Below are 20,477 nucleotides of genomic sequence, written 5' to 3'. Positions count from 1 at the left end.
CCGCCCAGGGCAGCGTCGGTGTTGAGAAAACCCCGCCGGAGGCGCTTGATGCTCACATCGGTACGGATCTGGCTACACGTGACCTGTGCGCTCGTCGTCGTGGCCCTCGCGTGTCCACCCGTGCTCCTTGCGCAGACACCCACACGCGGCGGGACGCTCATCGTCGGCGTTCCGGCCGACCTCCCGAACCTCGATCCGCACCGATCGGCACTCACGATCATCTACACGTCGCTGAGCCCCCTCTACCAACCGCTGGTGGAACTGGCGGCGAACCTCGCCCTCCGCCCGGAGCTCGCCACGTCCTGGAACGTCTCGCCGGACGGACTGACGTGGACCTTCAACCTCCGCCATGGCGTCCTGTTCCACAACGGACGCGAGATGACGTCGGCAGATGTCAAATTCGCCATCAACCGCATCCTCGATCCGAAAACGGGGGCTCGCGGCCGCGGCGACCTGAGTCCGATCGAGTCGATCGCCACGCCGGACAAGTACACGGTCCTGTTCAAACTCAAGTCGCCGTTCGGCGTGTTCCCGAACAAGCTGGCGACGACGTTCCAGGGCATCGTGCCTCCTGAAGCGGTGGATCCTGCCACCAACCAGGTGACGAAACCGATCGGGACGGGCCCGTTCCGCTTCGACGAATGGAAGACGAACGACCACCTGTCGTTGAAGCGGTGGGACCGATACTGGGAACCCGGGAAGCCATACCTCGACGGCGTCATGGTCAAACCGATCACGGACGAGACGGTCCGTCTGACGGCGCTGCAGACCGGCGACATCATGATCTCCACGGACGTGCCGCAGGCGCGGCTTGAAGATCTGTTCAAACACCCGTCTTCGGACTACGTGATCCGCCTCAACCGAGGCGGGGCGGGCCAGGGCGTGATCGCGCTGAACACGCGCCGCAAGCCCTTCGACAACGTCAAGGTCCGGCAGGCGATCGCGTATGCGATCAACAAGCAGGAGCTGGTCGAGGCCGCGTACCGCGGGTGGGGGCATCCGGTCAACCAGAACTTCACCCCGTCGTCGCCCTGGTATCTCCCGGTCAAGGACCGCGCGCAGGATCTCGCCCGGGCAAAACAGTTGCTCGCGGAGGCAGGGTTGCCCGGTGGGTTGAAGGCCACGATGATCGTCGGCAACGGCTACGGGCTGCCCACGGTCGCCCAGGTGTTTCAGGCGCAAGTGCAGCGCATCGGCGTGACCGTCGATTTGCAGCTGTACGACATCCCCACGTGGTCGCAGCGGTTCGTCGCAGGGGACTACGACTTCGTCAACACCGGCTTCTTCGCCAAGGTCGACCCCGACGATGCGTACTACCGGTATCTCCACACGAACGGCGGGGCCTGGTCGATCGGCGGCTTCATCAGCGATCCTGCGCTAGATCAGGCGCTGGATCAGGCGCGGGCGGAGTCGGACCCCGGAAAGCAGCGGGCGCTCTACGTCCGCGTCGTCCAAACGATGCAGGACGACGCCTCCATGCTGATCTTCGGCAGCGGCGACTCTGCGGCGGGCTGGCGCACGACCGTCCACGGGTTCGTCCCGCAACTCATCGGGGCGCTCTCATACGCGGGAGGCGGCGTGCAGGACGTCTGGCTTTCTAAGTAGCTTGCCGGGAGGAGGCCGTGGACCGGCCTCCTCCCACCCCCGCGCGCCGTGCTTTCCTACCTCCAGACCCGCGTCCTCGCGCTCGTCCTCGTTCTGGCCATCATGTCGGTCATCGTCTTCTCGTTCGTCCATTTGATCCCGGGGGACCCTGTGGACGCCATGCTCGGCGTCGAGGTGGATCCGTCGACGAAACAGGCCGTCCGCCGCGAGATGGGACTCGACCGGCCGGTTCTTCAACAGTACGGGTGGTGGATCGGCCGCGCCCTCCGCGGGAATCTCGGGCGCTCCGTGAGGACGAACGAGCCCGTCTCCGTGATGCTCGGCGAAAAGCTTCCCGTCACCCTCGAACTGACCGTCGCGGCGGGCGTCGTCGGCCTGTGCATCGCGCTCCCGGCGGGCGTGCTGGCCGCGGTCCGCCGTAACTCAGCATGGGATCTTGGGGCGATGGGGATTGCCCTCGCCGGTGTCGCGATCCCGTCCTTCTGGCTTGGCGTGATGCTCATCTTGCTGTTCGCGCTGCACTGGCGTTTGCTCCCGTCGATCGGGTACGTTCCCTTCACGCGCAGCCCGACAGACGCGTTGCGGCACCTCGTGTTACCGGCTGTCACGCTCGGACTCGGACTCGCGGGCGCGCTGACACGTATGGTGCGCTCCGGCGTCCTCGAGGAACTCGGCGAGGACTATGTGCGGACCGCCCGTGCAAAAGGGCTGCGGCTTGCCCGCGTCATCGCCCGGCACGTGTTGCGCAACGCGATCCTGCCGACCCTGACGGTGCTCGGCGTCCAGATCAGCGTGCTGCTGGGCGGCGCCGTGATCACCGAGCAGATTTTCGCGTGGCCCGGCGTCGGGCAACTCGCCGTCCAGGCCGTGCAGAGCCGCGACTACCCCGTCCTGCAGGGCACCATCCTCGTCGTGGCGGCGCTCGCGACCATGGTACAACTGCTGGTCGACCTCGCGTACGCGCTGATGGACCCGAGGATCCGCTACACGTGACGCGGCGCTGGAGGGCGTTCCTCCGTCATCGCTTGGGCGTCCTGGGCGCCGTCCTTGTGGCGGGAACGCTGGCGGCCGCGCTCGGCGCGCCCCTGTTCGCACGCGACAACCCGCTCGCGATGCACATGGCGCAGACCCTGGCGCCGCCCTCGATCGCGCATTGGTTCGGGACGGATCAGTTTGGCCGGGACGAGTGGTCCCGCGTCCTGTACGGCGCTCGGCTCTCGTGCACGGTGGGCTTGCTGTCGATGGTGCTGGCGGTCTCGGTAGGCCTGCCGATCGGCGCGGCTGCGGGGTTCACCGGCGGGCCACTCGACGCGGTGGCGATGCGAGTCATGGATGCGATCCTCGCGTTTCCGGCGATCTTGTTGGCGATCGGCCTCGTGGCCTCGCTCGGCCCGAGCGCCACGAGCGGCATCGTGGCGATCGGCGTGGTGTACGTCCCGGTGATCGCGCGGGTCGTCCGCGGCGCGGTGCTCGTGCGCCGCCGGGAAGAGTACGTGGACGCGGCGCGTGCGCTCGGGCAAACCAGCTGGGGCATTCTGTGGCGGCACGTCCTGCCGAACTGCGTCGCGCCGATTCTCGTGCAGGTGACGGTCGGCTTCGCGAACGCGATCGTGATCGAGGCCGGGTTGTCGTTCCTCGGCGCCGGGACGCCCCCGCCGGCGCCGAGTTGGGGCAGCATGTTGAACGAGGCGCGCCAGTTCATGGTGTCCGCGCCGCTGACGGCGGTGTTTCCGGGTGTCGCGATCTCGCTCGCCGTCCTCGGGTTCAACCTGCTCGGCGACGGCATGCGGGACGTGCTGGACCCCCGCCTTCGCCCCTAAGCCGCCGAGGGCCACACCGGCGGTCAGCCCGAACGACCGGCCGCATCGAGCCGCCGGTCCAGGTCGTGGGCCGCGCTGATGAGCGCGAGGTGCGTGAACGCCTGGGGGAAGTTGCCGAGGTGCTCGCCTCGGAGGCCCAGTTGCTCCGCGTAGAGCCCGAGGTGGTTCGCGTAGCCCAACATCTTTTCGAGGACGAAGCGAGCCTGCTCGAGATCTCCCGAGCGCGCCAGGCACTCCACGTACCAAAATGTGCACATGCTGAACGTGCCTTCGTGGCCCGAGAGACCGTCGGGGGACTCCTCGACGCGGTACCGACGGACGAGCGAGTCATCGATCAACTCGGCCTCGATCGCGGCCAGCGTCGACCGCCAGCGCGGGTCGGTCGCCGCGATGAACCCGACGAGCGGCATGCGCAGCGTGGCCGCACCCATCGAGGTCGAGCCTTTGGACTGCACGAACGCCTGGCGTGCCGGATCCCAAAACTGCTCGCGGATGTCGCGCGCGATCTCATCGCGCGCGCGCCGCCAGCGATTGGCGGGCGCCGTGTCGCTGCGGTCGGCCGCCAGCCGGAGCGCCCGATCGACGGCCACCCAACACATCAACCGCGAGTATAGGAATTCCCGCGGCCCGCCGCGGACCTCCCAGATTCCCTCATCCCGTTCGTGCCAGTGGGCACAGACCCAATCGACCTGCCGCGACAGGGCGGCCCACAGGCCCGCCGAGAGCTCCCCGCCGCGGTGCTGGAGGATCGCCACCGCGTCCAGCAGCTCGCCGTAGATGTCCAGCTGCAGCTGCGTGTACGCCGCGTTCCCGATCCGAACGGGCACCGAGCGCCGATAGCCCTCAAGGTGGGAGAGGATGCGCTCCTCGAGATCGCGTCCGCCGTCAACCCGGTACACGGTCTGCAGTGCGCCGTCCGGCCCGACATCGCGGCACCGGGCCTCGACCCACCGGAGAAACGCGTTCGCGTCCTCCACGTCGTAGCCGAGGCGGACCAGCGTGGACACGGTCAACGACGCATCGCGAATCCACGCGTAGCGATAGTCCCAGTTGCGCTCGCCCCCGACCAGTTCCGGCAGACCAAACGTCGCGGCCGCCACAGGCGCGCCGTATGGATCGGAGACCAGCAACTTCAGCGCAAGCGCCGACCGGTTCACCATCTCTCGCCAGCGGCCACGGTACGGAGCGCGCCCCAGCCAGCGGCGCCAGAAGTTCAGCGTGTCCTTGAACGCCTCGGAGACGTACTCGGGATTGCGGGTGGGGCTCACCCCGCCGCGCGCGACCTCCTCGAGCACAAACGCCGCAGCCTCGCCGGCGCGGAGCGAGAACTCCGCCACCACATCGCCGCCGGCCGCGCGGATCGGCACGGCGCTCCGCAGACGCAGCGCCGGCTGGCCGTTCTCAGGGACGAACAGCGCGTCCTGCCCGGACACCTCCACACGGTGGTGGACCCGGGCGTAGTCGAATCGCGGAGCGCAAATTAGGCGAAAACGCACGTGTCCCCGGACGGTCTTGGCCCGCCGGACGAGCGCGCGAACGCCCGCGGGATCCCGGACGGGCATGAAGTCCGAGATCTCGGCCACACCCTCGTCGGAGAGAAACCGGGTGAGCAATACGTTCGTGTCCGGCAAGTAGAGTTGCCGTGGCCGGGCCTCGCCGAGCGCCGGACGGATCTGGAACCGACCGCCGCGACGATCGTCGAGCAGCGCGCAGAAGATCGTCGGCGAGTCGCTCCGGGGGAAGCACAGGAAATCGACAGAACCGTCGATCCCGATCAGGGCGACGGTGTGCAGATCGCCGACGATACCGTAGTGTTCGATGGGCTGGTAGCCGATCGCCGTCGCTCCCGACGCCGGGGTCCTCGCGTTAGATCCGGACGCTCGACGCGACGGGATACTCCTCGGCGCCGAGAACTTCCTTCATCCGGTCCACGGTGGCCGTACCCTCGTCGTAGACGACACGCACCTGCTTGGCGGCGAGGTCCACCGTGACATCGTGCACGCCGGGAAGCGGCCCCAGCACGGACTTCACCGTCTGTTCGCAATGTTCGCAGGACACATCCGGCACCGTCAGCACGACAACGGCCATTCTCGTTCCTCCTTCGCGACGATATCCGTCAGTGGTCTGTCGCGGCCCCGTGGCGCCTCCGCGTCGGAGGGCCGGGAACACCGCTATCTGCCCAGGCCGCCGCGCCCCCCGAGCGCAAACGCGGCGGCGCCCACGGCGAGCGCCGCCGCCGCGATCCCCGCCAAGTACGCGTACTCGCCGAAGCGCTCACGAAGCGGCGGGTGCAAGAGCGTCGACACGTCAGCGGCGGGCCGGAACCGGCGGAGACGGAGCGCGTTCGTCACCACGCTCACGCTGCTCATCGCCATCGCCGCGGCGGCAAGCACCGGGCTCAGTAGCACATGGGCGACCGGGTACAGCACCCCGGCCGCGACCGGAATCAGCAGCATGTTGTACGCGAACGCCCACACGAGTCCCTGAACCACCGCGGCGTCGGTTTTGCGGGACAACGCGATCGCGGTCACGATCCCCCGCAGATCCCCCCCGACCAGCGTGATGTCCGACGCCGCCATCGCGACGTCGGTCCCTGTGCCGATCGCGATCCCGAGATCGGCCTGCGCAAGGGCCGGCGCATCGTTGATGCCATCGCCCACCATGGCCACGACGCCGGTCGACCGCAGGCGCTGGACCGCTTCGGCCTTCTGATCGGGGCGCACCCCGGCAAGCACGCGGTCGGGAGCGATGTCGGCCTCCCGAGCGATCGCGAGTGCGACAGCTGGGGCGTCACCGGTCAGCATCCACACATCCAGCCCGAGCGCGCGCAGCTGAGCGACGGCCTCGGCCGCCTCGGGCTTCAGCGTATCCGCAGCCTCGATCGTACCGCTGGCGCGGCCGTCCACGGCGACGTCCACCGCGGTGGTGCCGGCCGCGGGCGACATCGCCTCACCGGCCGCAGTCCCGGGCGCATCGAACGCGACCCCGCGTTCGCCCATCCACGCGCGGTTCCCGACCAGCACCGCGCGCCCGTCCACACGGGCTTCCACCCCGCGGCCGGGCATGGCGCGGAACTCCTCAGCGTGCGGCAGCGAGAGTCCGCGTGCATGCGCCGCCCCGACGATGGCTTCCCCGATCGGATGCTCGGATCCGATCTCCGCTCCCGCCGCCAGGCGGAGCAGGTCCGCCTCCGTCGTGCCGGCGCGGGGGATCACACGCGTGACCCGCAGCACGCCGCGCGTGAGCGTGCCGGTCTTGTCAAGGACAACGCGAGTGATCCACCGGGCCTGCTCGAGCGCTTCGCCGCCTCGGATCAGGATGCCGTACTCCGCGGCCCTGCCCGTGCCCACCATGATCGCCGTCGGCGTCGCCAGTCCCAGGGCGCACGGGCAGGCGACGATCAGCACCGCTACCGCCGTGGTCAGCGCGTGGGTCAACCGGGGCTCGGGCCCGAACGCGAGCCACGCGAGGCACGTCAGCGCCGCGATCGCGAGCACCGCCGGTACGAAGTAACCCGCGACCGTGTCCGCGAGCCGCTGTACCGGGGCCTTCGATTCCTGGGCCGCCTCCACCAGGCGGACGATCTGCGCGAGCGTCGTATCGCGGCCCACGTGCGTCGCACGGAACACGAACGCGCCGACCCTATTGAGCGTCGCGCCGATGACGACATCGCCCGGCCCCTTGGCGACCGGCAGGCTCTCCCCGGTCAACATACTCTCGTCGACCGCTGACGCGCCTTCGGTCACGACGCCGTCCACGGGCACGGTCTCCCCCGGACGCACGCGCACCAGGTCGCCCACCCGAACGGCCTCCACCGGGACGTCCACGTCGTCCGCGCCCCGCACCACGCGTGCAGTCCGCGGGCGCAGGCGGGCCAGCGCCGCGATCGCCGCGCCGGCCCGTCGCCGGGCGCGCGTCTCCAGCCAGCGTCCGAGCAAGACGAGCGCGATGATCAGGACCGCGGATTCGTAGTACAGGTCCGGCGGGAGGCCCCAGGCGCGCGCGGGCCCGGGCCAGAGCGTGAGGAACGCGCTGTAGCCGTACGCCACGCTCGTGCCGATCGCGACGAGCGTGTCCATGGTGGCGGCCCCGTGCTTTGCGGCGGTCCACGCCGCGGCGTAGAATGTGCCGCCCGCCCACACCTGCACGACCGTCGCACCGATCAGCAGGAACGGCGCCAGCACGTCCGGCGACACCGGGAGCGGCAGGTACGTCACCAGCATCATGGCTGCGCCGACCCCCAAGCTCGTCACCCACTTGGCCCGGAGGTCGTCGAGTTGGCGTCGCTGCGCCGCGTCGCGCGCGTCATCGGGGACCGTGGCCTCGACCGGCGACGACGCGGCCGTCCCGGGCGGGCGGCCTCCCACGCCGACATGGTACCCCGCGCGCTCGACCGCACCGCGCAGTTGGGCGTCGGTCGCGAGCGCCGGGTCGAACACCACGCGGGCAGAGTCGGTCAGGAGGTTGACCGTGGCCCGTTCGACACCCGCCACCCTCGCGAGCGACCGCTCGACGCGCCGCACGCACGAGGCGCAAGTCATCCCCTCGATCGGCAGCTCCAACGTCTCCTGCCCCATGACCAGGCTACCCTTGACGGCCGTTCTCGAACACGACGAGCAGCTCAGCAATCACGCGTTCCCGCTCACGCGGATCGTTGGAGCGGATCGCCGCGCTAACACAGTGGTTCAGGTGTCGTTCGAGCAGCAGCGCGTTCGCCTTGTCGAGCGCACGTTGCACGGCCTTAGTCTGCTTGATCACATCGACGCAGTACGCATCGTTTTCCACCATCCTGGCGATGCCGCGCAGATGCCCTTCGACGGTGCGCAGCCGCGCGAGGATGGCGTCCTTCTCGCGCGTGCCCACGGCCAGCGTTGTCCTCGGCACGATCCACCTCCCTCCCCCCGTGGGGGGGGATAGCTCCAGCGTACACATCGGGAGTCAACGGGTCAACTGCCTCGGCGACATCCGCCCGAGGAACCGGGCGCACCGGTAGGCCCCTGGGCATGCCCCAGGGCGGCGTGCCGTGGGAATCTCCTGTTGCGATGACGGACGCGAGCTGAGCAGCGGGCGGGACGCGGCGGTCAGGACCGGGAGCACCGGTCGCAGCGCCCGCGCACGAGCAGGTGGGGCCGCAACATCCGGAGGCGCCGGCTCGTGCGCTGCGCGAGGGAGAGCAACGTCATCGGATCGATCGGCAGGTCAATGATGCGGCCGCAGCCGTTGCACACAAAATGGGCGTGCGGCGTGGTGTTGGTTTCCCAGCGCATCGCGCCGGAGGGAAGCGGAAGGGTTTCGACAAACCCGAGCGTGGAGAGTTCGCGCAGAATCGCGTAGACCGTCTTGAGCGCGAAGCCGGGTACGGCTTCGCGCACGTCCCCGTGCAGTTCCTCGGCCGTCGGATGCCCGACCGCCCGTTCGAGCGCGCCGAACACCGCCATTCGTTGCGCCGTAACCTTGAGCCCCCGGGCCCGGAACTCCGCGGCGGCTTGATCTGCCAAGAACCGTCCCATCGGTGCAACCCATGGTAGCATCGAACAGGTGTGTAGGCAACCCGAATATTGCGGAATGGTGACGATCTTTCGACGATTTCTTAACGATTCCCGACGAAGATCCGACGTCGAACCTCCGCGGGCGGCGCAGAATCACGCGACGGGCGCGCCCCCGCCCTCCCGGGCCCCGTGCTGCGGGTCGGGCGGCCGCCGGGGTGCAAACAAGACGAGGTAGACGATCTCCAGAACACCGACTGTGTTGACGATCAGCAGCACCACGAACCACGCCGGCTGTCCTGCGCGCGCGGAACGCCACAGCGCGATGCCTTTCCAGATCAGGGTCCACACGACAAACAGTACGAGCAGACCAGGCGGAAGCGCCAGGAGACGCTGGTTGAGTGGATGGAGCAGCGCGGGCCACGGCCCGCCGAGCGGCGTCATGGGGTCCGGCGCACGGCCTCCATGCGTCTCAGTCCCTCGGGGCCAGCCAGGTAGACGACGTCGGCCACACCGATGAACAGTCCGTGGTCAACGACGCCGGATACGCCGTCGAGTGCGGCGGCGACCGCGCCGGGATCGTCGAGTGGGCCGCAGGCAAGATCCACCAGCAGGTTCCCGTTGTCGGACCGCGCCGGCTGCCCATCCCGCAGGCGGACCGCTGGAACGCAGCCCGGGATCCGGTTTGGGAGCGCGCGCAGTACCCACGGCAGGGCGAACGGCAGGACCTCCAGTGGGATCGGTCCGCGCAGGCGCTCGACCGACTTCGTGAAATCGGCCACGATCGCGACGCGGCGCGCGGAGAGCGCCACCACCTTCTCACGGACGTGGGCGCCGCCCCCGCCCTTCACGAGGTGGAGCGCGGGGTCGACCTGATCCGCGCCGTCCAGCACGATGTCGGGAGTGTCGTCGAGCGTCGTGAGCGCGATCCCCAGACGCCGGGCCTCGGTCGCAGTGCGCTCCGACGTCGGCACGCCCCGCAGCCGCCATCCCCGCTCCTGGACCAGCCGCCCGAGTTCACGGAGGACGAACGCGACCGTGGATCCGGTGCCGAGCCCGACGACCATACCGTCGCGCACCTCGTCCGAGACCGCCCGGAGCGCCGCCGCTTCCTTGAAGCGATCGCGGGGATCGGTCGCCGCCGTCGTCACTCCCGTCGCTCCCCCGCCGTTCACCAACTCACAGTTTGTAGCCGATCTTCCGGAGCAATCCGTGGCGCGCGGCCACGTCGTCCGGTCCCTCGACGCCAAGCGGAGGCGCGCCGTCGACGACGCCGAGCACGCCGCGTCCCTGTTCGGTTTCCGCGACGATCACCTCCAGCGGGTTGGCGGTCGCGCAGTAGATCCGGCAGACCTCCGGAACCCGGCGCACGGCGTCGAGCACGTTGACCGGGTACGCGTTCCCGAGCACAACCAGGAAGGCGTGGCCGCACCCGATCGCCTGGATGTTGCGTGTGGCGAGGTCGACGAGCGCGGGATCGGTCCCGGTGGTCCGGATGAGCCGCGGACCGCTCGCTTCGCAAAACGCGGCACCAAACCGAATCCCCGGCACCGTTCCGACCAACGCTTCGTGCAGATCCTCGACCGTCTTGATGAAATGTGACTGACCAAGAATAACGTTGAGGCCGTCGGGGTTCTCGACCGGTACGACGTGGATCTGCATGCGCGCCTCCCTCCCCGCGTGTCCGCCTCGATCTCTTTGCTTCACCCGCGCGGGAGCCCATTCCTGGGTCCCCCGAAGGGCGGCCGCGCGCGCTCGTCGAATTCCGCGAAAGGATGTGGATCGCGGCACGCGCATCCCGCCGGGAGGCATGGCATGGACGCAACCGTTCGCTGGACGAGCGCGCTGGCCTTCGCCGCCACAGCCGGGTCGGGCGGCACGATCGCGTTGGATGCGACGCACGAACACGGCGGCGGCGGTCCGTCGCCGATGGAAGCCGTCCTCGTGGCGCTCGGCGGCTGCACCGGCATGGACGTCGTGTCGGTCCTCGAGAAGATGCGCGCCCCGCTCGAGGGACTGGAGATCCGCGTATCCGGCGAACGGGCGGAGGAACACCCGCGCGTGTTTACCCGGATCGCCCTCGAGTACGTATTCACGGGCGCAGGGCTGAGGGCCGAACAGGTCCAACGCGCCGTCGAGCTCAGTCAGAACCGGTATTGTTCCGTATCCGCGATGCTCCGCAAGGCGGCGGTGCTCACCTACACGTGGCGAATCGCCGGCGCGGCCTAGACCTGGGCGCCGAAGATCACGACCGCGCGGAGGGCTAGCGTCCCCGCCAGCACGACCGCGGCGGCCAGCATGCTCACGAATGCCGCGCGGCGCGCCCCCGTCCCACCGACCAGCGGCACGGCAATCCCCAGCGCCACCAGCAGCCAGAGCACGAGCCAGGGCGTCCCCATCAAGCGGGACAGCGTACCGGCTCCGTTGAGTCCGAGGAAAAACAGGACGATCCACATGAGTTCCAGCAAGGCGAAGTAGACATCGACGCGCCCCAACCGGCCGTCGGTGGCCGCATTCCCACGCGGCCGTGGCGCGCACACGGCGAGGAGCGCCGCGGCCGCCGTCAACCCCGACGCGAGGAACAACCCGCCGAGCGCCCAGGTGTCGCTCCACACGGGCTGGTTGGAGACGCTGAGCAACACGCCGGTATAGGATGCCACGAACAGCCCCAGTGCGGCGCCGACCCCGCTGAACACGCGCCCCGCCGGGGATCGCCCCCAACCGGCGGCGCCGAGTTCCGCCACGAACGACACGAAGGTGAACACGCCGTACACCAGAAGCGCCCACGACCCGACCGACATCGGCGACCAATACTTGAACATGAGGCCGCCCTGCCCCGGCGTGGTGGCGATGAGCATGTGCCAGAAGCGCAGCGGCGTGCCGAGATCGAGCGTGAGCAGCACCGGGCACACGATAGCGACCGGGAACGCGATCAGGAATCCGGCGCGTGCCGTTGCCTCGTCCTCCGGGCCGCCCCACAAGCGCAGCATCGTCGCCAGCGCGTACAGGCTCCCCGTCAACCCGGCGAGGAAGAAGTACCCGAGAATGTACCACTCCCACTGCGGCGGCTGGACGAAGTGCTCCGCCATCACGCGTTCCTCCCTTGCGTGTCCGCGCCGCCGTTCCGGCGCCCGCCGAGCTCGTTCATGCGACGGTCCCGGAACGCGACGACGGCCGCGACCACGCCGAGCGCGGCCGCAGCGAGCGAGCCCAGGTACCCGCCGCGGTTGTTCCGACGGGGTAACGTCGCATTGTTCGCGTTTGGGAGCCCGTAGGTCTCGGGCTTGTCCATCAAGAGGAAGAACGCGTTGAGCCCTCCGTACACGGCGTCGTCACGTCCGTAGAGCTGCGCGTTCGTCTCACCCTGAGCATGGAGCGTCGCCAGCCGGGCGTCGGCGCGCTTCTGCATCTCGGACAACGGGCCGAACTGAATCGACTGCGTCGGACAAGCCTGAGCGCAGGCCGGCGTCATCCCGGCCTGCAGCCGATCGTAGCAGAACGTGCACTTGTGCACGGTCCCGGTGTTCTCGTTGAACCCGATGACACCGAACGGGCACGCCGCGATGCAGTACCGGCACCCGTTGCAGATGTCCTGCTGGATGAATACCGTATCGAACTCAGTGCGGATGATCGCGCCCGTCGGGCAGACCTCCAGGCAGCTCGCCTGCTTGCAGTGCTTGCAGACGTCCGACATCATCAGCCACGCGTGACCGTTGCCGGCCACGACCGTCTCGTCGGGGACGCGATCGTAGAACTGCACGTGGCGCCAGTTCTGGGCGTCGAGCGATCCGGTGTTGTCGAAGCTGTCCAAGAACTTCGGCGGGTTGCCGGGCAGCCGGTTCCACTCCTTGCACGCCGACTCGCAGGCCTTGCACCCGATGCAGATGCTGGTGTCCGTGAAGAATCCGACGGGCTCAGCCATCGCTCATACCCCCATCAGGTTTGGCACGATCTTGGAGAGGCCGCGTTCTTGCGCGTACAAATCGAGCGGCACCGCCGCCATCTCGTCCACGACGGGGACGGCCCGGGGATCGCGCGCGAGGTCGATCGCGAGCAGATACCGGGCGCAGGTCTCGCATGCCTCCACCCGGACGTGCGGAAACCTCGGTGCGCTGCCGCCCGCCGGGACGGGCTCGGGACGACGTGCGAGACCGCGCACGACGCCGCCGGATGTCTCTACCTCCGCGGTACCCTCCTCCGCGTACACCGGGAGCCGGGCGCCGTCCCGCTCGCCGCAGGCCGCGCAGGTCGCACGCGGGTACGGCCACGCCGTCGCGCACCGTCCGCACACCAGGTACCGCCTCGCGCCCACGAGATCGTCCCCGGGAGGCGCGAGGTAGCTGACCTGCGGCAGCCCGCCGCAGCTCGGACAGTGACGCTCGTCCCTGGGGCCGTCGCCGGGCGCTCCCGCGCCCCGGTACGCGCGCCCGGATTGGGTCAGCGCCTCGAGGACGGGGCCCGCGGCGGCCCGGGCAAGATACCGGTCAATCGGAGATTGGTCGGCGCCCGCGAGCCACGCCTCCACCGCCCGCACCGCGCCGGGCCAAGGGGACCGATCCCGGAGCGCCCGGGCGAGGTGCGCCGGGCCGTGCGCCATGGTGACCCCGACGACGGCCGGAAGAACGTGTTCGACCGCGTAGGACGCCGGACTCGACGGACGGGCGGCCAGCGCCCGCGCGTAGGCGGGCTCCTGCACGTCCAGAAGCGCGGCGTAGAGGGTCAGGATCTCGCCCGCGAACGGGTAGCGCGCCCGCAGTGCATCGGTCCGGCTCCTGCGGACCGCCCACGGTGCCTCGACCTCCACGGCACCGCCCATCACATCCTCTCCAGGTTGACGAGGAACGCCTTGAACTCCGGCGTCCTCGCATTGGCGTCGCCGACGAACGGCGTCAGGGCATTCGCGAGCCAGTGCTGTGACTTGTCCGGATACAGCTCTGCCGAAATGCCAACGAAGCCCCAATGGATGGGAATCCCGATCTGCCAGATCTGTTTGCCCGCGACTTGGAGCGCCCCGAGGCGCTTGGTGACGACCGCCCTCGCTTCCACCTTCCCGCGTTTGGACGAGATGCGGACCATGTCGCCGTTCTTGATCGCCTTTTCGGTCGCCAGCCCCTCCGGGATCTCGACAAACGCCTCGGGCTGCAACTGCACGAGATGAGGCACCTGCTGCGTCACATAGTGCTCGTGCTCGGTCAGCCGGTACGTCGTGGCCACGTAAGGGTACTCCGCGGCGGTCCCGAACCGGTCCGGGCGGCCGGCTGCCTTGTCATACAGAAACGCAACAGGCGACGCCGACGTCGCCGCATGGAGCGGGTTGTCCACCGGAGATTCGACGGGCTCGTAGTGCTCCGGGAACGGGCCGTCCAGTAAGGCGTTGCTAAAGAGCCGCCCCACGCCCTCGCCGTTCATGATGAACGGCAGCCACGCTTTCGGGTCCGCGGGGTTCATCGCCGGCGGATAGTCCGGCACGTCTCCCACCCACTTGGTCCCGTTCCACTGAATGCCCGGCCGGTTCGGGTCCCAGGGCTTGCCCGCACGATCGGCGGACGCCCGATTGTAGAGCACGCGGCGGTTGAGCGGCCAGCTCCAGGCCCAGTTCGGGTAGTACCCCATTCCCGTCGGGTCGTTCTTCGCGGGATTGCGCACCCCGTCGCGGCGCTTCGTGAGATTGCCCGACTCGGGGTACATCCCAGCGTAGATCCAGTTGCCGGACACGGTGGTGCCGTCGTCCTTGAGCGCCGCAAACGTCGCAAGGCGCTTGCCGGTGACCAAGTCTCTCCCGTTCATCTCCTGCGCCAACTCGTCCAGTTCGGGCCGTACGGGATCCTTGTAGGTCGTCGTCAGGTGCTGAATCGGGTCGGGGAACGCCCCTCCGTGTTGCTGGTAGAGCTTCTTGACCCGCTGGAAGAGGTCGGCCAGCACCCAATGATCGTGCCGCGCCTGCCCCTGCGGCGGAAGGACTTGGTCCTTCCACTGGACCCACCGGCCGCTGTTGGTGAACGACCCGTCCTTCTCGATCCAGTGGGTGCAGGGCAGCATGAAGACCTCGGTCTGAATCTTGCTCGGATCCATGCCGGGCCCGTGCCAGAACTCGGAGCTGGTCGTCGGAAACGGATCCATCACGACCAGCCACTTGAGCTTGGACAGCGCCTCGAGAACCTGCGCGGTGTCGGGCCCGATGCTGGTCGCCGTCATCCCGGACAGAATCACGCCCTCCATCTTGCCGCGGAGCGCCTGATCGTAGATCGACATCCACGACGCGTTCCCGCCCGGCTTCGGAAGATAGCTGAACGCGAAGTCGTTGTCCTTCGTCGCGGCGTCGCGGTACCACATCTTGAGCAAACTCACCATGAACTTCCGGTAGTTGGTCCCGAAGAAGTTCCACGAGTTTGGATCGAGCTTCTTCGCCGCGGCCACCTTCACGTAATCGTCCACGGTCTTCTCGCCCGGCATCGGCACCGCAAGGTACCCCGGCAGGATGTCCCAGGAGATCGCGTTGTCGGTGTTGCCCTGGATGTTCGCGTGACCCCGCTCGGCATTCATCCCCCCGCCCGGTCGGCCGATGTTGCCGAGGAGCAGCTGCAACAGCGCGCCCGACCGGATGAGCTGCGTCCCGGTCGTGTGGTGCGTCAGGCCGACCGCGTACACGATCGTCATGACCTTGTCGGGCCGGCCCATCTCCGCCACCATCTCGGCGACCCGAAGGAAGTCGGCCTGGGGGATTCCCGTAATCGACGACACCACTTCGGGCGTGTAACGGGCGTAGTGCTGCTTGAGCAGCTGGAATACGCACCGGGGGTCCTGCAGGGTCAGGTCCCGTTTGGCGAACCCCTTCGCGTCGGTGTCATAGCTCCAGGTGGCGCGATCGTACGACCGCGTGCCGGGCTGGTAGCCGGAGAAGAGCCCATCCTGGAAGCTGTAGCCGTCTTTCACGATGAACGACGCGTTCGTGTAGTGTACGACGTAGTCGGCGTGATAGCGGCTATTTTGAACGATGTAGTTAATGAGACCGCCGAAGTAGGCGACGTCGGTCCCGGTTCGGATCCGGAGGTGCATGTCGGAAACCGCCGACGTGCGCGTAAACCGCGGATCGGTGTGGATGAGCTTCGCCCCGCCGCCTGCCCCCGGCCCCTTCGTTGGATCGAGCTTCGCGCGCATGAACCACTGGAAGCCGACGGGGTGGGCTTCCGCGGGATTGGCGCCGTTGATGAGGATCAGATCTGCGTTCTTGATGTCCCTCCAGTGATTTGTCATTGCCCCTCTTCCGAACGTGGCGGCCAAACTGACCACCGTGGGCCCGTGTCAAACACGGGCCTGCTGTTCTATAAAGACGACCCCCAGCCCCCGCATGAGCTTGGTCGCGAGGTACCCCTCTTCGTTGCTGAACGTCGCGCCCCCGGCAAAGGCGATGCCATCGCACCGGTTGACGACGTTCCCCTTCGCGTCCTCGGTCACGAACGTTCGGTCGCGAGACTCCTTGATGTGCCCGGCGACCCGGTCCAGCACGAAGTCCCAGGTGACCTTCTGCCACGCGGTGGCGCCTGAGGCCCGGTAGAGCGGCTGATCCACCCGGCGGACTGACGTCGCGAGCTGCATCGCGGTCGCGCCTTTGGGACAGAGCCGGCCCTCCGTGATGGGGCTGTCCGGATTTCCCTCGATCTGGAGCAACTGCGCGGTCCCGTCCGGAGCCGTGCGCGTGTACGCAATCAGTGCGCAACCGACGGCGCAGTAGGGACACACCGAGTGCATCTCCGCCGCGCCGGCGATGCGGAGCTCCTGCTTCACCGCCTGCGCGTGCGCGAGGTCGAACCCGAGCGCCGAAAGCGCAACGCTCCCGGTCCCTGCGGCCGTAAGTTTGATGAAGTCGCGGCGCGTCAGCGTGCCCATGGCGTCGGCACCTCCACAACATGGTTTGACGTGACACGGCAACTGGGGTGGCGGTCGAACCGTTGACGAATCCGGGCGCAGCCTAGCACGGTGTGAAGCGGGTTTGGGGCAGAGGGCTGGCAGGCCGGCAACGGAGCCTCGTGCCCCGGTGTCGGTCTGGCGCTCAGGGTCCCGTGATGCATCTGCACCACCCCCGGAGCCGGTTCCTGGGCACGTCGGTTCGCGGGTGGCGCGTTCGCGAGAGCCGGCGACCCCAACAATATCGCGGGTGTTCGCGGGGTGACCGAAAAGTCCTGCTTCGCCGTGACGCGTGAGTGCCGCACCGTCGTTTCACGCGAAGCGCAGCGGCCACCAACGCACGGGATCTCATGGAGGCCCTTGGGGGGGCGGTTGTGGAACGTACTTCTCGCACGGGCGCGGGTCCGAGAGGTTTTCGTTCGAGGAGTCTCATGTATGCAACTGACCGAAGCCCTTGATCTGCTGCTGGCGCACGTGTCTCCGCTGTCCGTCGAACGTGTCGCGGTGTGGAACGCGTGTGGCCGCGTGGCGTCCGAAGACGTCGTGGCCCCCTCCCCGGTACCGCACTTCCGACGCGCGGCCATGGACGGCTATGTGTGCCATGAGGCGGATCTGCGAGCGGCCTCACTGGAACACCCTGTCCGGCTTCGCATCACCGGCGCGGCCGCGATGGGTGGTCTTCCCGGAGCCGGGCCCGCGCGAGGCGAAGCCTGGACGATCACGACCGGCGGGCCCATGCCGGCGCGCGGCGACCGGGTCGTACCCCTTGAAGTAGTCCGACCGGACCGCGATTTCGTTCAGATCGATCGCCCGGTGGCGGTCCGGCGAAACATCGCGGAGCCCGGCGAGGATATCCGCGCCGGCACCCAGTTGGTGACCGCCGGCAATGTCATCACCGCGGAGGCCGCCGCGGCCCTCGCGGCGGCGGGCGTACGCGAGGTCGGCGTGCGGCGGCGGCTGCGCGCCGGGATCGTCGCGACCGGCACCGAGCTTGTGGAACTCAGAGGCGACACGGGGCCGCTTCCGCCTGGCCGGGTGTTCAACAGCAACTCGGTCGCCCTCTGCGGCGCGCTCGAAACCCTGGGGTGCGTGGTCGAATACCGGGGCATCGTGCCGGACGAGCCCGCGGCGCTGCGGGCGTCGTTTGCTGCGCTGATCAACGAGTATGACGTCGTGATCTCGACCGGCGGGGTCTCTGTCGGTCAGCACGACGCGGTCCACCGGACCTGGCTCGATTTGGGCGCGCGCCGAATCGTGGGTCGGGTCGAACTCAAACCGGGCGGGCCATTTTTCGCGGCACGCCTGGACGACCAATGGGCAATCGGCCTCTCGGGCACGCCGGTCGCCTGCTTGGCCGCCTTCCATCTGCTCGCCCGACCGATGCTCCTACAGCTTCAAGGACGGCGCCACACCGTGCGGCCACTCCGCATGGCCGCGCTCGTCAAGCCGTTCCTGCGCGCGACGGATCGTCAGCGCGCGCTGTGGGCACGGCTGCGCGAGCCCGATGGCGAGGACCCCGAGGTCGAGCTGCTGCACGGCGAGGAACCGGGCACCTACGCGTCGCTCCTTGACGCGAACGCGCTCGCCCTGATCGCGCCCGACACACCTCCCCTGCCCGCAGCGTCGCGCGTTCCAGTGCTGCTACTCGACCGCGCAGAGAATCGCAACCGCTTAGTCGTCCCCCGCGTGGCGCCGCCGCCGGCCCTCATCGGCGTCATCGGCGCGTCGGGAAGCGGTAAGACGACCGTGCTCAGCGGCGTCCTCCGTCGCCTCACCGCTCGGGGAGTCAAGGCCGTTGCCGTCAAGCACGCCGCCCATGGCTTCGCGATCGACCGCCAGGACAGCGACAGCGCGCGGTTCCGTGACGCCGGGGCCCTCATCACCGTCATCGCGGGGCCCGACGAAACAGCGCTCAGGATCGCGGCCGGGATGGCCGAACCCGACCGACTCGCTCGACTCGCGGCCGCGGCCGCGCAAGCGGCCTGGGGAACGGCGCCCGACTGCATCTTGATGGAGGGATTCCATCATCCCGACCGCCCGGTCATCCAGGTGGGCCCACCGAAGCCGGGCGCCGCATTCGCCGAGGTTTGGGCATCGGTGCCCGCGGTCGCCGAACTGGACGCCGGACGGCTGGAGGCGGAGATCGCGCGGGTGGCGGACATCGTGTGCGACCGCCTCGCTGTCACGTAGCCAGGGCGCCTGCGCCGCCGGCTCTGGAGGTGCACCAACGGGGCCTCTCCTTGAATAAGCTCGCAGGAATGCGGACCCCTCTGCTCGCGCCGGGCCATCCTGGGGTTGGTGGCGCGGGGTGCCGGGGCGGGTCTCCCGTGTGGGGATCCCTTCCGCTATCGTGTGGGGCGAGAGCCCTCTAGACCGGACCAGACGCGCGTGTAGGTTCGATCAGCTTGACCGAGGAAGATCGCGCATGAGAACCTGCCGCGATGCGTCGTGTCAATCGGCGCGGCAAGCCCTACCCTCCGTTTGTGTTGCTCCGCTGCTTCGGGGCGCCGTCCCTGAACCTCCAGCACATTCAGATGGGCGGCTGGCTGTGACCACATCACGACGGTCATGATCCCAATCCGTCGGCGAGTGCCATTGTGTCGCCAGTGAGAACGTACTTCGTGTAGTTGACAGCACAAGCGAGTTGTTTCTGCGCTTCCTCAATCGTCGGAGCGACCCACTGCGTGTCAACCAATACTCTCGCCGCGTCGTAGGCGATCACGCGCCATCGATACGGGGCAACGTCGCGTTCGATGTGTTCGATGACTTGATAGGGTCCAAGATGGTACTCGCGCGTGCACATCGTCTGCTCCCTCCCGGATGCGTCGCTATGCTGGGCGCCCTGTTCCGGCTGCGATCAGGGTAAACAGCCTGGCGTCGCTGGCCGACTCGTTTGCCAAGTCACGGACGCATTCATGCGGCAACCGGTGAGTCTTGCGCGCCAGTCGTCTGACGTACTCTACCTCGGCAGAAGTCAGCTGCAGTGCGCGAACCAGCCCCAGAGAGTCGTCAAATCGTTGGCGGCGCGCGGCGCCTTGGGGGCTCAGATCTCGCCTCTCCACCAGCGCGACGATCCGATGGCTCGACGCTGCGGGCGCTTCGAGGATCCGACTCTTCCGTTGGGTCATCGTACACCCCCTTGGTGTTGCTCTGATCCTACTCATTACGGTTTCGCACGGGTATCCGGCATGGGCCCGATCCGATTGCCCCAAAGTTGACACAAACTTACCGTTGCCTCCCGGCCCGGACGGCGTTGGCGCGTCTGGCGCCCGGGTCGCGACGGATCCTCCACGGTGGCCGAGTGGTCGGTTGGGCCACCCTATCCCGAACGTCACCCGCAGAGGCTCCCGGCCGACCCCCAGACCACTGACAGCCACGGCCGCCCCGGTACAGGCGGCCCCAGTAGTGCGCGGAGGGACCCGACCCGGCGGGCGCCGCGCCACCAGGCCGCAGACGGCCCGGCGCGAATAGAAGGACGCATTGCCGCGAGCCCACGGAGGGACCCCAGCGGTGCGTTGACGGGGTACTTGACAACCGGGCTGGACGTGGCACTCCAGGGTACACTCCTGCTCGGCTCGGTCCTGGTCTGCGGAGGCGGCGACAGGGCTGGGCCGGGCCGGGGGTCTCAGGGCTGGGCCGGGCCGGCTGGTCCTGGGCTGGG

The 20,477-nt window shown here is 68.6% G+C and carries 18 protein-coding genes; 5 read left to right on the top strand and 13 right to left on the bottom strand.

Going from position 1 to position 20,477, the window contains the following annotated elements:
- Positions 1 to 48: 48 nt before the first annotated feature.
- The 3 genes from VKZ50_11075 to VKZ50_11065 are packed head-to-tail and all read left to right on the top strand — an operon-like array spanning position 49 to position 3,425.
- Entirely contained in the window at positions 49 to 1,605 is a 1,557-nt protein-coding gene (locus VKZ50_11075; GenBank protein ID HLJ60263.1) for an ABC transporter substrate-binding protein, read from the top strand.
- 48 nt (positions 1,606 to 1,653) lie between these two features.
- Positions 1,654 to 2,598 (top strand): ABC transporter permease, encoded by a 945-nt coding sequence (locus VKZ50_11070; GenBank protein ID HLJ60262.1) that lies wholly within the window; start codon positions 1,654 to 1,656, stop codon positions 2,596 to 2,598.
- Positions 2,595 to 3,425 (top strand): ABC transporter permease, encoded by an 831-nt coding sequence (locus VKZ50_11065; protein ID HLJ60261.1) that lies wholly within the window; start codon positions 2,595 to 2,597, stop codon positions 3,423 to 3,425. The genes VKZ50_11070 and VKZ50_11065 overlap by 4 nt, the downstream gene beginning before the upstream one ends.
- A 23-nt stretch (positions 3,426 to 3,448) precedes the next feature.
- On the opposite strand, the gene VKZ50_11060 is transcribed toward VKZ50_11065, so the two are convergent.
- The 8 genes from VKZ50_11060 to VKZ50_11025 all read right to left on the bottom strand — a co-directional run bounded on the left by VKZ50_11060 (position 3,449) and on the right by VKZ50_11025 (position 10,573).
- Positions 3,449 to 5,245: a glycoside hydrolase family 15 protein gene (locus tag VKZ50_11060; protein ID HLJ60260.1), complete on the bottom strand. Its 1,797-nt coding sequence runs from the start codon at positions 5,243 to 5,245 to the stop codon at positions 3,449 to 3,451.
- A gap of 46 nt (positions 5,246 to 5,291) precedes the next feature.
- Positions 5,292 to 5,513, bottom strand: a complete 222-nt coding sequence (locus VKZ50_11055; protein ID HLJ60259.1) for a heavy-metal-associated domain-containing protein — start codon at positions 5,511 to 5,513, stop codon at positions 5,292 to 5,294.
- Positions 5,514 to 5,596: 83 nt separating this feature from the next.
- Entirely contained in the window at positions 5,597 to 8,002 is a 2,406-nt protein-coding gene (locus VKZ50_11050) for a heavy metal translocating P-type ATPase (protein HLJ60258.1), read from the bottom strand.
- Between the two features lie 7 nt (positions 8,003 to 8,009).
- The gene (locus tag VKZ50_11045) at positions 8,010 to 8,288 is read right to left on the bottom strand and encodes a metal-sensitive transcriptional regulator (protein HLJ60257.1); all 279 of its coding nucleotides are present in this window, start codon (positions 8,286 to 8,288) and stop codon (positions 8,010 to 8,012) included.
- Positions 8,289 to 8,506: 218 nt separating this feature from the next.
- Positions 8,507 to 8,935: a Fur family transcriptional regulator gene (locus tag VKZ50_11040; protein ID HLJ60256.1), complete on the bottom strand. Its 429-nt coding sequence runs from the start codon at positions 8,933 to 8,935 to the stop codon at positions 8,507 to 8,509.
- Between the two features lie 132 nt (positions 8,936 to 9,067).
- Positions 9,068 to 9,355, bottom strand: a complete 288-nt coding sequence (locus tag VKZ50_11035; protein HLJ60255.1) for a DUF5652 family protein — start codon at positions 9,353 to 9,355, stop codon at positions 9,068 to 9,070.
- Positions 9,352 to 10,062, bottom strand: coding sequence for a ribose-5-phosphate isomerase RpiA (rpiA, locus tag VKZ50_11030; GenBank protein HLJ60254.1), 711 nt, complete (start codon positions 10,060 to 10,062; stop codon positions 9,352 to 9,354). Before rpiA ends, VKZ50_11035 begins: the two co-directional genes overlap by 4 nt.
- 28 nt (positions 10,063 to 10,090) lie before the next feature.
- Complete coding sequence (locus tag VKZ50_11025; protein ID HLJ60253.1) at positions 10,091 to 10,573, bottom strand: adenosine-specific kinase; 483 nt, start codon at positions 10,571 to 10,573, stop codon at positions 10,091 to 10,093.
- A 153-nt stretch (positions 10,574 to 10,726) separates the two neighbouring features.
- On the opposite strand from VKZ50_11025, the gene VKZ50_11020 reads away from it, so the two are divergent.
- Positions 10,727 to 11,140 (top strand): OsmC family protein, encoded by a 414-nt coding sequence (locus VKZ50_11020; protein ID HLJ60252.1) that lies wholly within the window; start codon positions 10,727 to 10,729, stop codon positions 11,138 to 11,140.
- Here the strand turns inward: VKZ50_11020 and nrfD are convergent.
- The 4 genes from nrfD to fdnG are packed head-to-tail and all read right to left on the bottom strand — an operon-like array spanning position 11,137 to position 16,798.
- On the bottom strand, positions 11,137 to 12,000 hold the full coding sequence (nrfD, locus tag VKZ50_11015) for an NrfD/PsrC family molybdoenzyme membrane anchor subunit (protein ID HLJ60251.1): 864 nt from the start codon (positions 11,998 to 12,000) through the stop codon (positions 11,137 to 11,139). The two genes, VKZ50_11020 and nrfD, sit on opposite strands and share 4 nt — an antisense overlap.
- Positions 12,000 to 12,833 (bottom strand): 4Fe-4S dicluster domain-containing protein, encoded by an 834-nt coding sequence (locus VKZ50_11010; GenBank protein ID HLJ60250.1) that lies wholly within the window; start codon positions 12,831 to 12,833, stop codon positions 12,000 to 12,002. Before VKZ50_11010 ends, nrfD begins: the two co-directional genes overlap by 1 nt.
- Before the next feature lie 3 nt (positions 12,834 to 12,836).
- A complete protein-coding gene (gene fdhE / locus VKZ50_11005; GenBank protein HLJ60249.1) occupies positions 12,837 to 13,727 on the bottom strand; it encodes a formate dehydrogenase accessory protein FdhE in 891 nt (296 codons plus the stop codon).
- Complete coding sequence (fdnG, locus tag VKZ50_11000) at positions 13,727 to 16,798, bottom strand: formate dehydrogenase-N subunit alpha (GenBank protein ID HLJ60248.1); 3,072 nt, start codon at positions 16,796 to 16,798, stop codon at positions 13,727 to 13,729. Before fdnG ends, fdhE begins: the two co-directional genes overlap by 1 nt.
- Before the next feature lie 453 nt (positions 16,799 to 17,251).
- Here fdnG and VKZ50_10995 point away from each other — a divergent pair, with 453 nt between their 5' ends.
- Entirely contained in the window at positions 17,252 to 19,006 is a 1,755-nt protein-coding gene (locus VKZ50_10995; protein HLJ60247.1) for a molybdopterin-guanine dinucleotide biosynthesis protein MobB, read from the top strand.
- Positions 19,007 to 19,382: 376 nt separating this feature from the next.
- On the opposite strand, the gene VKZ50_10990 is transcribed toward VKZ50_10995, so the two are convergent.
- Positions 19,383 to 19,619, bottom strand: a complete 237-nt coding sequence (locus tag VKZ50_10990) for a hypothetical protein (protein ID HLJ60246.1) — start codon at positions 19,617 to 19,619, stop codon at positions 19,383 to 19,385.
- Positions 19,620 to 20,477: the final 858 nt, after the last annotated feature.

The organism is bacterium (assembly GCA_035295165.1).
Lineage (GTDB): Bacteria > Sysuimicrobiota > Sysuimicrobiia > Sysuimicrobiales > Segetimicrobiaceae > JAJPIA01.
This window is presented reverse-complemented; position numbering and strand designations above follow the sequence as displayed.